The organism is Ruegeria sp. BF12 (assembly GCF_056538705.1).
In genome coordinates this window covers 70,616-84,970 of record NZ_JBQFTP010000008.1, presented here as the reverse complement: position 1 = coordinate 84,970, position 14,355 = coordinate 70,616, and the positions used below count along the sequence as shown (strand labels likewise).

General features: G+C 55.5%; 11 protein-coding genes. 2 read left to right on the top strand and 9 right to left on the bottom strand.

Annotated features, from left to right (window positions below):
- Positions 1 to 97 precede the first annotated feature (97 nt).
- From ACR0J0_RS13825 to cyoA, 5 genes are read right to left on the bottom strand one after another with little or no spacing between them, the layout of a single operon-like run.
- On the bottom strand, positions 98 to 817 hold the full coding sequence (locus ACR0J0_RS13825) for an SURF1 family protein (protein WP_480664732.1): 720 nt from the start codon (positions 815 to 817) through the stop codon (positions 98 to 100).
- On the bottom strand, positions 814 to 1,170 hold the full coding sequence (gene cyoD, locus ACR0J0_RS13820) for a cytochrome o ubiquinol oxidase subunit IV (protein ID WP_480664731.1): 357 nt from the start codon (positions 1,168 to 1,170) through the stop codon (positions 814 to 816). Before cyoD ends, ACR0J0_RS13825 begins: the two co-directional genes overlap by 4 nt.
- Entirely contained in the window at positions 1,167 to 1,805 is a 639-nt protein-coding gene (gene cyoC / locus ACR0J0_RS13815) for a cytochrome o ubiquinol oxidase subunit III (protein ID WP_480664730.1), read from the bottom strand. The genes cyoD and cyoC overlap by 4 nt, the downstream gene beginning before the upstream one ends.
- Positions 1,805 to 3,838, bottom strand: coding sequence for a cytochrome o ubiquinol oxidase subunit I (gene cyoB, locus ACR0J0_RS13810; RefSeq protein WP_480664729.1), 2,034 nt, complete (start codon positions 3,836 to 3,838; stop codon positions 1,805 to 1,807). Before cyoB ends, cyoC begins: the two co-directional genes overlap by 1 nt.
- A 33-nt stretch (positions 3,839 to 3,871) precedes the next feature.
- Entirely contained in the window at positions 3,872 to 4,933 is a 1,062-nt protein-coding gene (gene cyoA, locus ACR0J0_RS13805; RefSeq protein WP_480664728.1) for a ubiquinol oxidase subunit II, read from the bottom strand.
- Positions 4,934 to 5,132: 199 nt separating this feature from the next.
- Here cyoA and ACR0J0_RS13800 point away from each other — a divergent pair, with 199 nt between their 5' ends.
- Positions 5,133 to 6,404 (top strand): MFS transporter, encoded by a 1,272-nt coding sequence (locus ACR0J0_RS13800; RefSeq protein WP_480664727.1) that lies wholly within the window; start codon positions 5,133 to 5,135, stop codon positions 6,402 to 6,404.
- Positions 6,405 to 6,511: 107 nt separating this feature from the next.
- On the opposite strand, the gene ACR0J0_RS13795 is transcribed toward ACR0J0_RS13800, so the two are convergent.
- Together ACR0J0_RS13795 and ACR0J0_RS13790 are read right to left on the bottom strand one after the other, a co-directional pair.
- Complete coding sequence (locus ACR0J0_RS13795; protein ID WP_480664726.1) at positions 6,512 to 9,304, bottom strand: bifunctional aconitate hydratase 2/2-methylisocitrate dehydratase; 2,793 nt, start codon at positions 9,302 to 9,304, stop codon at positions 6,512 to 6,514.
- A gap of 452 nt (positions 9,305 to 9,756) precedes the next feature.
- Positions 9,757 to 9,954 (bottom strand): hypothetical protein, encoded by a 198-nt coding sequence (locus tag ACR0J0_RS13790; RefSeq protein WP_480664725.1) that lies wholly within the window; start codon positions 9,952 to 9,954, stop codon positions 9,757 to 9,759.
- Positions 9,955 to 10,196: 242 nt separating this feature from the next.
- On the opposite strand from ACR0J0_RS13790, the gene ACR0J0_RS13785 reads away from it, so the two are divergent.
- Positions 10,197 to 11,441, top strand: a complete 1,245-nt coding sequence (locus tag ACR0J0_RS13785) for a B12-binding domain-containing radical SAM protein (protein WP_480664724.1) — start codon at positions 10,197 to 10,199, stop codon at positions 11,439 to 11,441.
- Positions 11,442 to 11,531: 90 nt separating this feature from the next.
- Here the strand turns inward: ACR0J0_RS13785 and ACR0J0_RS13780 are convergent, their stop codons facing one another.
- Together ACR0J0_RS13780 and ACR0J0_RS13775 are read right to left on the bottom strand one after the other, a co-directional pair.
- Entirely contained in the window at positions 11,532 to 11,888 is a 357-nt protein-coding gene (locus ACR0J0_RS13780; protein ID WP_480664723.1) for a hypothetical protein, read from the bottom strand.
- A 316-nt stretch (positions 11,889 to 12,204) separates the two neighbouring features.
- Positions 12,205 to 14,346, bottom strand: coding sequence for a 3-hydroxyacyl-CoA dehydrogenase NAD-binding domain-containing protein (locus ACR0J0_RS13775; protein WP_480664722.1), 2,142 nt, complete (start codon positions 14,344 to 14,346; stop codon positions 12,205 to 12,207).
- Positions 14,347 to 14,355: the final 9 nt, after the last annotated feature.

Sequence of the window (14,355 nt, the reverse complement as noted above, 5' to 3'; positions counted from 1 at the left end):
GTGTCATGTCAGTCTGAACTGCGTGCCACGTTCCCATTTGCGCCCGCAAAAGCAGGCGAATGTCTGTTTCGAAAGTGACGTCAGCACGGAAACTGAGTTAGGGCACGTTAGGATTTTTGCGCCGGGTGCTGCGAATGACATAAACAAGCGCGCCGGCGAACAATGCGGCCATAGCGTACCAAGTCAACGCATAGGACAGGTGCAAATTGTTAAAGCGGATCACCGTCAGGCCGCCACGCGGCCAGGTTCCTGGAGCGCCTTGATGGTCTGCATCCACGAAAAAGGGCAAGGTGGTGCCGAGATCCCGGGCGCGCGACATTTCGCGGGTGTCCCGTGAAACCCAGCGATCGATTGCCGGATCATTGCTCTCGAGCAGCGTTCCGCCTTCGACGGTCGGGCGTAGCAAACCGTTCACTGGGGTTGCCGGTTCGGCCCAATGTTCCAGTGTACTAAAATCTGGCGGGACGTAGCCCCGGTTAACCCAAAGAATGCCCTGATCCGTATGCAGTGGCATCATGACCCAATAGCCGGGCCCGATCTCCGTTACGGCCTTGACCAGAACAACCGAGTCCTCTTGAAACTCACCTTCTACGGACACGCGCAAATAGGCATGCTTGTCTGCGTCAAAGCTGTCAGGCAAACCAACCGGGTCCTGAAATACCCTTGCATCAACGGCGGCGATCAGGTCCTGCTTCCATGCCAGCCGCCTGATCTGCCAATTGCCTAACAGGACAAATACGACAATCATTACCGCCGACAGCGCCAGCAACAGTGCCGTAACCCATCCGGGCCGCCGGACGGTGGTTTGATCGCTCATGGCAGGTTGCGAACCCGCTCAATCTGTTCATGTGCGGGCATCATATTGGCATCCAAGTTGAACATGACCCAAATTGATCCGGCCAGCACAATCACCAGAAGCAGAACGGTAAGACCAAGCGACATTGCCTGCCAGCCTTCCTCGGCTTTCAGCGTGACGTGCAGGAAATAGTGGATGTGAACCAGCATTTGCATCGCACCCATCATGAAGATGATTGCAACTGCCCAACCCGCACTGTCCATCACGTCGCCCAGCACAATCCAGAACGGGATCAGCGTCAGAACGACCGAAAGCAGGAAGCCGATGACATAGGATTTGAAGGTGCCGCCAACCCCTTTTGCGTGATCGCTCATAGCAGAACCCCCGTCAGGTAGACCAAGGAAAAGACACCGATCCAGATCAGATCAAGGAAGTGCCAGAAGAGGGACAGGCACATAACCCTTCGCCTGTTCTCGGGCGTCAGACCGTGCAGCCCGAGTTGCGAGAGAAGGACGATCAGCCAGATGCTGCCGCCCAGAACGTGCAAACCGTGCGTGCCGACGAGAATAAAGAATGACGACAGGAAGGCGCTGGCCATCGGTGTCGCGCCGATATGCCAGAGGTGGGTGAATTCCAGAAGTTCCAGATACAGGAACCCGGCCCCGAACAACCCGGTAACGATCAACCACAGCACTGTACCGCGCAGGTCATCCATCTCCATCCGTAGAACTGCGAACCCGTAAGTGATCGATGAGAACAGCAGTGCGAAAGTCGCCACCAAAATCATCTCGATATCGAACAAGTCGACAGGGGCTGGACCGGCCGCATAGTTACGGCCCAGAACGGCGTAAGTTGCGAAGAGGATGCCAAATATCAGGCAATCGCTCATCAGATAGATCCAGAACCCAAGCATGGTTCCGTTTTCGTGATGCTCTTCGTGATCTTCCCCGTGATGGGGCTCTTCGATGACGAAGAACTCTTTCGGCTGATCCGTACTTGTATCCGTCATTATTCCGCAGCCCCCGCCAGCAGTTGTGTCCGCTGGTCTTCGATACCCTTCACTTCATCTGCCGGGACATAGTAGTCGCGGTCGTAGTTGAACGTATGGCCGATGCCATAGACCAGTGTCGCAGCGAAACTGACCGCAGCCAGCCACCAGATATGCCAGATCAGAGCAAAGCCCATGACGGTCAGGAACCCGGCCATGACGATGCCCGTAGCCGTATAGCGCGGCATGTGGATCGGAACGAAACCATCGGTGGGGCGCACAAACCCTTCGCGCTTCATCTGGGTGAAGGCGTCCAGCTCATAAACACGCGGCGTGAAAGCGAAGTTATAGTAAGGCGGCGGTGAAGAGGTCGACCATTCCAGCGTACGTCCATTCCACGGATCGCCCGTGACATCGCGCAGCGCATCACGATTGCGGATCGAGACATAAATCTGCACCAGGAACGCCGCGATACCTGCAGCGACGAACAACGCGCCAACCAGAGCGATCACGAAATAGACCGAATAGAAGGTTGTTTCGAACTGACTGATACGGCGGGTCACGCCCATCAGGCCCAGAACGTACAATGGCATGAAGGCCAAGTAGAACCCGATCAGCCAGCACCAGAAGCTGACCTTGCCCCAGAATGGCTCCAGCTTGAAGCCGAACGCCTTGGGCCACCAATAGATGATGCCTGCAAAGATGCCGAACACCACACCGCCGATGATCACATTGTGGAAATGCGCGATCAGGAACAGCGAGTTGTGCAGCACATAGTCTGCCGGGGGCACAGCCAGCAGAACGCCGGTCATACCGCCGATCACGAATGTCAGCATAAAGCCCATGACCCACAGCATCGGGGTCTCGAACCGGATGCGTCCCTTATACATGGTGAACAGCCAGTTGAAGATTTTAGCCCCGGTCGGGATCGAGATGATCATCGTGGTGATACCAAAGAAGGCGTTCACGTTGGCACCGGCTCCCATGGTGAAAAAATGGTGCAGCCAGACGATATAGCTGAGCACCATGATCACGCAGGTCGCGTAAACCATCGAGGTATAGCCAAACAGTCGCTTACCGGTGAATGTAGGCACGATTTCCGAGAAGATACCAAAGATGGGCAGGATCAGAATGTAGACTTCGGGGTGACCCCAAATCCAGATGAGGTTTACATACATCATCGGATTGCCGCCCAGATCATTGGTAAAGAAATGGGTGCCCAGATAGCGGTCCGCCGTCAGAAGTGCCAACGTTGCGGCCAATACCGGGAACGTTACGACGATCAGGATGTTGGTGCACAGCGTCGTCCAGACGAACACCGGCATCTTCATCAGTGTCATGCCCGGCGCGCGCATCTTGATGATCGTCACCACAAGGTTGATGCCCGACAGAGTTGTCCCGACCCCGGCAATGTTCAGCGACCAGAGGTAATAGTCCATGCCGACGCTCGGACTGTATTCGAGCCCCGAGAAAGGCGCATAGGCCAGCCAGCCCGCAGTCGAGAACTCACCCACAAACAGCGATAGCATAATCAGCACGGCGCCCGAGATGGTCAGCCAAAGGCTAAGATTGTTCAGGAACGGAAAGGCCACATCCCGCGCGCCGATCTGCAGCGGCATGACGTAGTTCATGAAGCCGGTGACAAAGGGCATCGCCACGAAAAAGATCATGATCACGCCATGGGCGGTGAAGATCTGGTCATAGTGGTGAGCGTTCAGATAGCCCTCACCGCCACTGGCGGCGATAGCCTGATGACCCCGCATCAGCAGCGCATCTGCAAAGCCACGCAGCAACATGATCAGACCCAGAACCATGTACATGATCCCGATCTTCTTATGGTCGATGCTGGTGAACCATTCCTTCCAGAGATAGCCCCAGAGGCGGTAGTAGGTCAGCGCTCCGACCACAGCCAGACCGCCAAGCATGACAACGATGAACGTGACCAGCACGATCGGCTCATAGAAGGGAAACACGCCCCAAGACAATTTGCCCCAAAATGGGTCCACGCCCGAGACATTGGCGATACCCTCAGCGACTTCGTGAGATAGCGACATAGCGTTATCTTTCCAGTTCTTATTCGTTTCAGGTCAGTTCGCGGCCGCTGGAGGAACCAGCGTCATCGCGGTGATAATTTCGTCTTTGCGGATGCGCATTTCGGGACGGATCATCGCCATCAGTGCGCCGGGATCATCGGCTGAGCAGATGCCACGGAACATTTCGCGGTTCCAAAGCCCCTCAAGGCCACCACCGCCCAAGGCATCCACCATCATCATATCATTGAGGCAAAGCGTATCATCCTCGATGCACAGGTTGACGATCTTGTCCCACAATCCGTCTTCGACCGTGTTGTAATAGGTCACAGGGTGGGAAATGCTGGGCTGGTTCAGTTGAGCGAGCGATTCCCGGTCCAACTCGGTTCCCTGCGCACGCACCTGTTCAACCCAGGCATCAAAATCTGCCTGATCCTTGCCATGGAACTTGAAGCGCATCTGCGAAAAACCTTCACCGCTGTAGTTTGCCGAAAAACCGTCATAGATACCGGGTTCGTTGATCACGGCGTTCAACTCAGTCTGCATGCCTGACATGGCATAGATTTGCCCTGCGAGCGCAGGCACAAAGAACGAATTCATAACGGTGGTTGAGGTGATTTCGAACCTGATCGGTCGATCCACGATCGCAACAACTTCGTTGACGGTCGCGATGCCTACTTCCGGGTAGATGAACAACCATTTCCAGTCCATCGCCGAAACCTGAATCACCATGGGTTCGACATTGGGATCGATCTCTTGCCCATCTGAAACGCGTCGCAACGGCTCGAACGGGTCCAGCCTGTGAGTGGCAACGTATGTCAGGCCCGCAAGGCAGATGATAATCGCCAGAGGAACGGACCAGATGATAATCTCAAGGCTGGTGGAATGATCCCAGTCAGGCTCGTATGTCGCGTCCTTGTTCGATTCACGATATTTCCAGGCAAAGAAAGCCGTTAACGCCATGACCGGGATGATCACGATCAGCATCAAGACGGTTGAATACAAAATCAAATCGGCCTGCTGAACGGCGACATCACCGGATGGATTGAGGACAACCATATCGCATCCTGCCAGTGCGATTGGCGGCAACAATGCTGCCGCGGGAAATGCGCGCTTCATTTTCTTGCGTCTCTTGGATCGGTTTTGGATGGAAGAGTTGCTAAGCTGGCGAGACATTCCATGAACCTCTGCTTGCGTGGCCTCTTGTGCTGTTTTCAGTCTCGTGGTGCAATGCGACAAATGATGACCCACAGACTTACCTTTGGCTTGACGCTCCGGAAACGATGGGTATCCCGAACGGTCGAGACAGGAGTATATCATGACCAGCGTTGATAACACACCGCGCTACACAGCCACGATTGACGAAGTGATCACGACTGTCGTTATGGCGCGAGTCACTGATTTTTTTGGGTTTTTTGTATACGCCATCGCATCGGCCCTGGTTTTTCCCAAGTTATTCTTCCCGATGCTTGACCCGTTGTCGGGTACATTGGCGTCTTTTGCGATCTTTTCTCTGGCGTTCCTGGCGCGCCCCGTGGCCAGTCTTGCCGGGCGCACATTGCAGTATAAAATCGGCCGGGTCGGAAAGGTCACGCTGGCGCTATTTCTGCTGGGAACATCGACCGTGGCGATCGGATTATTGCCCGGGTACGAGAAAATCGGCTGGCTTGCACCGGTGTTTTTGGCGGTTCTGCGCATCCTGCAGGGTCTGGGACTGGGTGGGGCCTGGGACGGATTGACTCTGCAGTTGCAAAACGCCGCACCCGAGCATCGCAAGGGCATTTATGCAATGGTTCCCCAATTGGGTGGCCCCATCGGATTTGTCGTCGCCGCGTCGATCTTTTTCGTACTCAAGGGCTTTCTGACGGACGAAGAGTTCCTGAAGTGGGGTTGGAGGTTCGCGTTCTTTGCCGTCATGGCGGTCAATGTCGTGTCTCTGTACGCTCGGGTGCGCTTGCTGAACTCCGATCTGGGGGTCGACCCGGAAGTCACAAAATCCGCGCCCCTAAAAGAGCTGGTTCAAAATGAGGGCAGAACGATCCTCCTTTGCGCATTCCTGCCGCTGGCAAGCTATGCGCTGTTCCACATGGTCACAGTGTTCCCGCTTGCCTTCGCGGCCATTTACGAAAGATACGAAATCCCCGAAGTTCTGACCGTTCAGCTCATTGGGGGTACTCTTGCTATTCTGACGGTAATAGCATCGGGCGTGCTGGCGGACCGCTACAATCGGCGGACTGTAATCCGAGTCAGTTCAATCCTGATCGTGGTTTTGAGCCTGATGATCGGAACCATGGCGCATTTCCCCTACGCCTTCATTATCTCTGGCTTCTTGGTGTTGGGCCTTGCATATGGACAAGCAAGCGCAATCGTTCCCAAGCGCTTTCCGGCGCAGTATCGCTACTCTGGGTCTGCGATGGCAACAAATCTGTCGTGGATTTTCGGCGCGGCCTTCGCGCCGCTTGTCGGCATCGGGCTTAGCGCTGCGTTCGGTCTTTGGGCGGCGGGTTTGTATCTGCTTTCTGGTGCCGTAGTCACGTTTGCAGCCCTGCATCTGCTGAACAAAGAAGACACACCCAAATTTGAAAACTAACGAAACTACTTGGGAGTTAGGGTCGGGGAAACGGGCACAGCGGCATCCACCCTCAGATGCATTAAGTTATACGGGCGCGGTAAATGACTACCGCGCCCGTATAAGTTTTAGAAATGGACCGAGCGGCTGGTCCCGGGAACCTCCATCGGCGGCGCGAATTTGGTCAGGTCGATGCCTTCGACTGCTACCTTGTACTCTTCCAGCGTCGGGGTGCGTCCAAGGATCGCCGACAAGACAACAACCGGGGTCGAGCCCAGCAGGGATTCACCCTTTTTCGTTTCACTGTCCGCGACTACCCGGCCTTGGAACAGGCGGGTGGACGTGGCCAGAACGGTGTCGCCTTTAGCGGCTTTTTCCTGGTTACCCATGCAAAGGTTGCAGCCCGGACGTTCAAGATAGAGAATGTTCTCGTACTCGGTCCGTGCGGTTTGCTTCGGGAAAAGGTCATCGAATTCAAAGCCCGAGTATTTCTGCAGAATGGCCCAGTCGCCTTCTTCTTTGAGCTCATCAACGATGTTGTAGGTCGGCGCGGCAACCACAAGCGGAGCCTTGAATTCGACCTTGCCGTATTCCACTTCAAGGTTACGCAACATCTGGGCCACGATCTTGATGTCGCCCTTGTGCACCATGCACGAGCCGACAAAACCCAGATCCACCTTCTTTTCTGCACCGTAGTAAGAGATCGGGCGGATCGTGTCATGCGTATAGCGCTTGGAGACGTCCGCGTTGTTGACGTCCGGGTCAGCGATCATGGGTTCGACGATCTGGTCCAGATCCACAACAACCTCGGCAAAGTATTTGGCGTTGTCATCCGGACGCAGAGCCGGTTTTTCGCCCGAGCGAATTTCGGCAATACGCTTGTCGGCAATGTCGATCAGGCCTTTCAGCATCTGAACGTCGTTATCCATGCCTTTGTCGATCATGATCTGGATACGCGACTTGGCGATTTCCAAGGATTCAATGAGCGTGTCGTCGTTGGAGATACAGATCGAGGCCTTGGCCTTCATTTCCGCCGTCCAGTCGGTGAAGGTAAAGGCTTGGTCCGCCAGCAGCGTGCCGATATGCACTTCGATAATCCGGCCCTGGAACACGTTGTCGCCGTGCTGCGCCAGCATCTGCGCTTGCGTCGCGTGTACCACGTCACGGAAATCCATGTGTGGTGCCATTTCGCCCTTGAAAGTCACTTTGACGGATTCCGGGATCGGCATTGTTGCTTCGCCCGTGGCCAGTGCCAGCGCAACCGTGCCCGAGTCAGCGCCGAATGCTACGCCCTTGGACATACGCGTGTGGCTGTCGCCTCCAATGATGATGGCCCAATCGTCCACGGTGATGTCATTCAGCACTTTGTGAATGACGTCCGTCATCGAGTGGTACACGCCTTTGGGATCACGTGCCGTGATCAGGCCGAACTTATGCATGAACGCCATTAGGCGGGGCGTATTGGCCTGTGCCTTCTGATCCCAAACCGACGCCGTGTGACAGCCGGACTGATACGCGCCGTCCACGCTGGGTGACAGAACTGTGGCCGCCATAGCTTCAAGCTCTTGGCTGGTCATCAGGCCAGTTGTGTCCTGCGAACCTACGATGTTGACTTTGACCCGCACATCCGAACCGGCATGCAGAGTTTTGCCCGGTGTAGTGCCGCGTGCATTTGCGTTGAAGATCTTTTCAACCGCGGTCAGGCCCTGGCCTTCGTGGCTGATCTCTTTCGACGGGGCGAAGGCAGATTTGAGCTCTACGCCCAGAGTCTCGCACGCGAATGTCTGCAGCTTCTTGCCAAAGACAATGGCGTAAGAACCACCGGCCTTCATGAATTCCATCTTCTGCGGCGTGAACGATCCCGCCATGTCGACCAGTTCTTCACTGCCATCTGCACTGTAGAGCTTTTTCTCTTTTGTGTTGATGGTCAGCACAGTGCCGGTTTCGACCGAGTAGCGCTGTTCGAGGATCGGGTTGCCGTCGTTGTTGAGGATCGGATTGCCGTTCTCGTCTACTTTCTTGACCCAGTTTTTAAGGTCGACACCGATACCGCCGGTCACACCTACAGTTGTCAGGAAGATCGGCGAAATGCCGTTTGTGCCTGCGACAACAGGCGCGAAATTCACGAACGGCACATAGGGGCTGGCCTGTTTGCCGGTCCAAAGCGCCACGTTGTTGACACCCGACATCCGCGACGAGCCAACACCCATGGTGCCTTTTTCTGCGATCAACATCACGCGCTTGTCGGGGTGCTGTATCTTGAGCGCTTCGATCTCTTTCTGCGCCGCCTCAGAAATCATGCACTTGCCGTGCAGTTCACGATCCGAGCGCGAGTGCGCCTGATTGCCCGGTGACAAAAGGTCGGTGGAAATGTCGCCTTCAGCCGCAATATAGGTGACGACTTTGATTTCCTCGTCCAGATCAGGCAGCTTAGTGAAGAACTCGGCGTTGGAATAGCTTTCAAGGATATCGGCGGCAATTTTGTTGCCCGCCTTGTAAGCTTCTTTCAGGCGCTCGGTATCAGCTTCATACAGGAATACCTGTGTTTTCAGGACGTCGCCCGCCTGGGTCGCAATATCCTGATCTTCCCCCAATGCGACATCAAGCAGCACTTCCACCGATGGGCCGCCCTTCATGTGCGAAAGCAGTTCGAATGCGAAAGCTGGAGTGATTTCTTCAACGTCCACGTCGCCGACAATAATGGCCTTCAGGAACTGGGCCTTTTCACCCGCAGCGCTGGTTGTGCCGGGCAGCGTGTTGTAAATGAGGTAGTGCAGCGAATCCGCGCGATGCGGATGATCAGCATCCTTGATTTGTTCGATGATTTCATTGACTAGCGCACCATCATCGATGGGTTTCGGGCTAAGACCTTGTTTTTTACGCGCTTCAATTTCATCCAAGTAGTCTGAATACTGGCTCATGGCTGTTTCCGCTTTGTCTGAGTCTTCTGATGTGGGTAAGCGTCGGGCATCAGGCTCGATCGCGATTTGTATACACCGGTATACATTCTTGGGGGCGGTTTCAAGATGTCGCGCTTCGAATTTTCCCAGTTTCGCGGGGCATGGGCCATCCACCGCCGTCTTGCATGCCGCCCGGGTGTCGTCTGGGTGACCCTTCGTCACAGTCCTGTAGAATCAGGCCGCGGACTTGGTTAGGGGAGTGATTGGCACACCACGGCTCGATCTATGTCTTAGGCAAGTTGCTGTAGAGGCACCTGAAAAGGTCGGCGCTCGTTCGGGAGCCCACCCGGTAACTTTGCCCGTTACAGCAAACGACAGATTTCACGGGCTGCGCCACGCTGACCAGCCGCTGAATGGCGCATTTCGGGCCCGCGCCAATTGCCAAAACAAAACGCGGTGGCCGGCCATCAATGTCAGTAGAGCAGCGAATAGGTGGTGGGAGACGTCGCCAGAATTACCAGCGCGATCACAAGCCACACCAGCACGCATATCCAGTATGTCCCCGGGTTTTCCGCGCGTGTGACCCGCTCCCACAGGTAAGTAGAGCCGAAAACCAGATCCCTGATGGCCCACAATAGTAAGCCGAGACCGATGAAAAGCCAGATGTCCATTATGTCCTCAATTGGCGAGTCGTTCGATGATAATTTGTCATAAATGATAAGCCATTAAGTTGACATAGCCTGAAGTGATGAAACTCAGACCAATCCGTGTGCAAAAAATTTTTGATGGCTTCATTGAAACACACTGCCTCAATGTTTATTGTCAAAAATGACAAACAATAGTCTTGCCGGACGAACACTGATTGGCAAAATGGCGCCAACGGCGAGATGCCATCCACTCTGAGGAGCAGCACATGAAACTCTGTCTAATCAAAGCATCGGCCGAAAGTGATTTCAAAGCCTACAAATCCGTCAGGGGCGGCCCGCCGCAAAGCATTTTCTCGGCAGCGGCGGCTACGCCGGATTGGGTGGATGTTCTGCTGTTCGATGAAGTGCTCAGAAAATGCGATCCGCGGCGTATTCATGCCGACGTCGCGGTCATCTTTTTCTCGACCCCGGATGCAAATCGCGGATACGAAATTGCCCGGGTCTTGAAGGCCAAGGGCGTCCAGGTGGCCATCGGAGGATTGCACGCGACGTTTTTGCCGGAAGAGGCCAAGGACTATGCGGACGCGGTGATAACCGGAGAGTGCGAAAACATCTGGGAAGATTTTCTGGCAGATGCTGATCGGGGACAGCTTAAACCGAGATATACCGGCACGCCTGCGGATTTGAGTAAACTCAACCCGTATCCGACACACCTGATCAAAGCCAAGGATTATCGCTGGGAGTGGTCAGTGTTGGTGAGCAGGGGGTGCAAACATAATTGCAGTTTCTGCCTGATCCCCGGGATGCTGGGAAAAACCCGGTACCGTCCCATTCCTGACATCGTGGCCGAGCTTGAAGCGATGCAAACGGACTGGGTCGAACTGCACGCTGACCACCTGACCGAAGACCGCGACTATGCGCTCGAACTGTTCCGCGCTATCGAACCTTTGGGCATCAGTTGGGTCGGCGAAACGACGATCCGCATCGCAGACGATGAGGAATTACTGGATGCGGCGGCCCGGTCAGGCTGCAAGTATCTGTTGATCGGGATCGAAACTGTCGACAAGGCGGCGTTGAAACGGGCAGGAAAGGGCTTTGTCAAACCTGAGAACCTGAAAGACCAGATTGCTCGTATCCACGAAAGAGGGATCATCGTCGACAGTGCGGCTATCCTTGGGTTCGATGAACACAGCCCGGATATTTTTGCCAGAACTGCCGACCTCTACCATGAGACCGGAGTGGATAGTACCGCAGCGGCCATCGCCATCCCGTTCCCTGGATCCCGGATGTACAAGCAACTTGAGGCCGAGGGCCGGTTGCTATCGGACAATTGGAGCGATTACGACGGAGCGCACGCAGTGTTCCAGCCGAAACAGATGACCCCCGAGCGACTGGAACGCGGCGCGGATGAATTCAACCGCAGGTTTTTTTCCGTCGGGCGCTGCATGTCCCGAACCGTGCGCCAAATTGGCCATTTCGGACTTTCAACCGCCATGCGGATCCAGTCCTGACGCGCCGCTGCGCTTACCTTGCGAACTTAAGGTAAAAGAGGGAGCGGCCGCATTTTTCAAAGTACGCGCCGCTCCTGTATGTTCCGGCCGTCAGGCGAAGACCTTGTGCTCGCGGCTCAGCATGCAATTGACCAGCACTTGGCGACGGGCTCCCTCGTCTTCATAATACCCTTCCGCGGCACCCAGTGCGCCCCTGATGGCTGCGCCGGTGAGACCACCCTCGGCTGCGTTTCCGGCGGAACTGGTCAGGTTGCCGATCAGGGCGCCAAATACTGCTTCCGCGCCGATACTTCCCGCTTGTTTGCCGGGATTGAAATTTGCGGCCAGCGCCCGGCACTCGGTTTCATCCTGCGCAATATTCCCGTTTCGGGTGCCGTCGACAGCAAGTGGTTTGTTGAATGAGTAACTGCCACATGCGGAAAGGCCCAACATACAAACTAATGCCATTACTTCATTTTTAGGTCTTCGTATTCCTACGGGTGCCGGATTTGTGCGCCCAACGTATACTCGCGTCGCGAGACCCAGGAGTTATGAAGCCAATGAATTTTTGGCACTGAAGGAAATTTAGACAACGTAAAGGCAACGGACCGAGATTAGAGATGGTAATTTACTCAGGGTCCTTCGTGCTTGATCGAGGGAAAACTCAGACACCCGAAGAGCGGGAGATCGAATCTGCTGCAAAAAAGAAGTTTCCTTAACAACTTGTGGCCAAAGGCCAAGTGGCAAGAGCAAAGACGCACTCTTGCCGCAATGCAATCTGGTTTTAGCGGAACTCTTGTTGGTCTGCCGCGTGTTTCTTGAGAATTTCAGGTGGTGCAAAGCGATCGCCGTACAAACTGGCAAGTTCGTCACAGCGGGAAACAAACCTGTCCAGGCCGTATGTGTTTACGAACTGAATGTATCCACCGGTGTAAACAGGGGCGCCGATACCCAGAATTGAGCCTACGTTGCCGTCTGCGACCGACCGAAGAACGCCCTCTTCCAGACAGCGCAGAGTCTCCAGAATGGCGCGGAACATGATGCGGTCCTGAATGTCCTGATCCGGCAGATCAGATCCTTCCTTGCGCCAGGCGGCCAGACCGGACCAGATTTCCTTGCCATCGGCGGTGTAGTCATAAAACCCTTTGCCTGTTGCCCGGCCAAGACGGTCATGCTCGGTGATCAGATCGCGCACCAACTTGCGGGCTTCGGGTGTCACCTCATCCGCAGGGTCCTGCAATCCCATCTGCACCTGCGTGTTGTAGATGTCATCGACGAGTTTCAGTTGCACTTCATCCAACAGCGACAGCATCCCCGTCGGCATTCCCGTCAAGCGTGACAGGTTGTCCACGCGCAGTGGGTCCTGACCTTCCGCCACGAGCTGCGCAGCCTCCAGCATCTTTGTTCCTATCGTGCGTGAGGTGTAGAACCCGGTTTTGTCACCGACGATGATCGGCGTCTTCTTGATCTGACGGGCAAAGTCAAAGGCCCGCGCCAGAGTCTCGTCCGAGGTTTCATCGCCTGCGATGATCTCTAGCAGCGGCATCTTGTCGACTGGAGAGAAGAAGTGCAGGCCGACAAAGTTCTCGGGCTTGGCGGACTTTTCTGCCAGTCGGGTAATAGGCAGAGTCGAGGTATTCGAGCCCCAAAAGCCGCCCTCCGCCAGCAAATCTTGGTGCTCAGCCAGTACCGCGTTCTTGACGTCGATCTTTTCAAAGACCGCCTCGATAATCAGGTCGCAGCCCTTGATGTCTTCGCCCTTGTCGGTTGGGGTGATCAGGGCCAGCGCGGCGTCGCGTTGCTCAGCTGTCATGCGGCCCTTTTCGACACGCTTGGTCAACAGCTTTTCGGTATAGGCTTTGCCGCGTTCCGCGGCTGCCAGCGTCGTGTCCTTGAGAACAACCGGAATACCCGCCATAGCTGCTGAATAGGTGATGCCCTGGCCCATCATTCCAGCACCCAGAATACCCAAACGCTCGACTTTCGAGCGTGGGATGTCTTTGGGGCGAGACGCGCCGCCATTCACTTTGTTCATGCCAAAGAACAAAGTTTCGATCATGTTCTTGGTGGGTGCCATTGGTGCCAGAGACGCAAAACGGCGGCTTTCATAGCGCTGCGCGGTGTCGAAATCGACGCGTCCTGCGGCTTCGGTCATAATGTCCAAAATCCGAGTTGGCGCGGGCATCAACCCTTTGGTCTTTTTGAACAGCATCGCCGCTGCGCCCGCGATGCGCGGCGCGTTTTTGGGCGAATTCGAAGGGCCACCGGGGATTTTGTAATCTTTGGTGTCCCACGGCTGCACCGATGCTGTTTGGACATCCTGAATTGACAGAATGTATTCCCGCGCGCGTTCCAGCAGTTGGTCAGGGGCCACGGCCTCATGGATTAGCCCCGCAGCCAATGCTTTGGAGGGTGAGACCTGACGCCCTTCCAGCAGGAACGGCATGGCTGCCTCCAGTCCCAGCAGCCAAGTGAGACGTACCGTACCGCCGCCACCGGGTAGCAGGCCCAGTGTGACCTCGGGCAGACCGATCTTGGTTTTCGGGTTCTCAGAAGCGATGCGGTAATTGCAGGCCAGGCAGAGTTCATACCCACCGCCAAGCGCCGCGCCGTTGATGGCGGCGACAACGGGAACCGGCAGCGTCTCGAGACGCCGCATGACGGCTTTGGTCCCCTCGACGTTTTCGAACAGTTTTTCGACACCGTCCGGGGCGATGGATTTCAGCATATTCAGGTCGCCGCCGGCAAAGAATGTTTCCTTCGCCGACGTCCAGATAACCCCTTTTAGGCCCACTTCGGTTTCGATCCTGTCCACGGCTTCTAGGAACTGGGGCAAAAAGGCGTCGTTCATCGCATTCACTGGACCGTCCATGTCCATGGTGACGGTAACGATGCCGTTGGCGTCTTTTTTATATGCAAATGCCATAGGTCTGGT

Excerpts from the sequence above, each read along its gene's own strand:
- ACR0J0_RS13825 (WP_480664732.1), bottom strand. The coding sequence starts at position 817 with ATGAGCGATCAAACCACCGTCCGGCGGCCCGGATGGGTTACGGCACTG.
- cyoA (WP_480664728.1), bottom strand. The coding sequence starts at position 4,933 with ATGAAGCGCGCATTTCCCGCGGCAGCATTGTTGCCGCCAATCGCACTG.
- ACR0J0_RS13780 (WP_480664723.1), bottom strand. The coding sequence starts at position 11,888 with ATGGCATTAGTTTGTATGTTGGGCCTTTCCGCATGTGGCAGTTACTCA.
- ACR0J0_RS13795 (WP_480664726.1), bottom strand. The coding sequence starts at position 9,304 with ATGAGCCAGTATTCAGACTACTTGGATGAAATTGAAGCGCGTAAAAAA.
- cyoB (WP_480664729.1), bottom strand. The coding sequence starts at position 3,838 with ATGTCGCTATCTCACGAAGTCGCTGAGGGTATCGCCAATGTCTCGGGC.
- cyoC (WP_480664730.1), bottom strand. The coding sequence starts at position 1,805 with ATGACGGATACAAGTACGGATCAGCCGAAAGAGTTCTTCGTCATCGAA.
- cyoD (WP_480664731.1), bottom strand. The coding sequence starts at position 1,170 with ATGAGCGATCACGCAAAAGGGGTTGGCGGCACCTTCAAATCCTATGTC.
- ACR0J0_RS13790 (WP_480664725.1), bottom strand. The coding sequence starts at position 9,954 with ATGGACATCTGGCTTTTCATCGGTCTCGGCTTACTATTGTGGGCCATC.
- ACR0J0_RS13785 (WP_480664724.1), top strand. The coding sequence starts at position 10,197 with ATGAAACTCTGTCTAATCAAAGCATCGGCCGAAAGTGATTTCAAAGCC.
- ACR0J0_RS13800 (WP_480664727.1), top strand. The coding sequence starts at position 5,133 with ATGACCAGCGTTGATAACACACCGCGCTACACAGCCACGATTGACGAA.
- ACR0J0_RS13775 (WP_480664722.1), bottom strand. The coding sequence starts at position 14,346 with ATGGCATTTGCATATAAAAAAGACGCCAACGGCATCGTTACCGTCACC.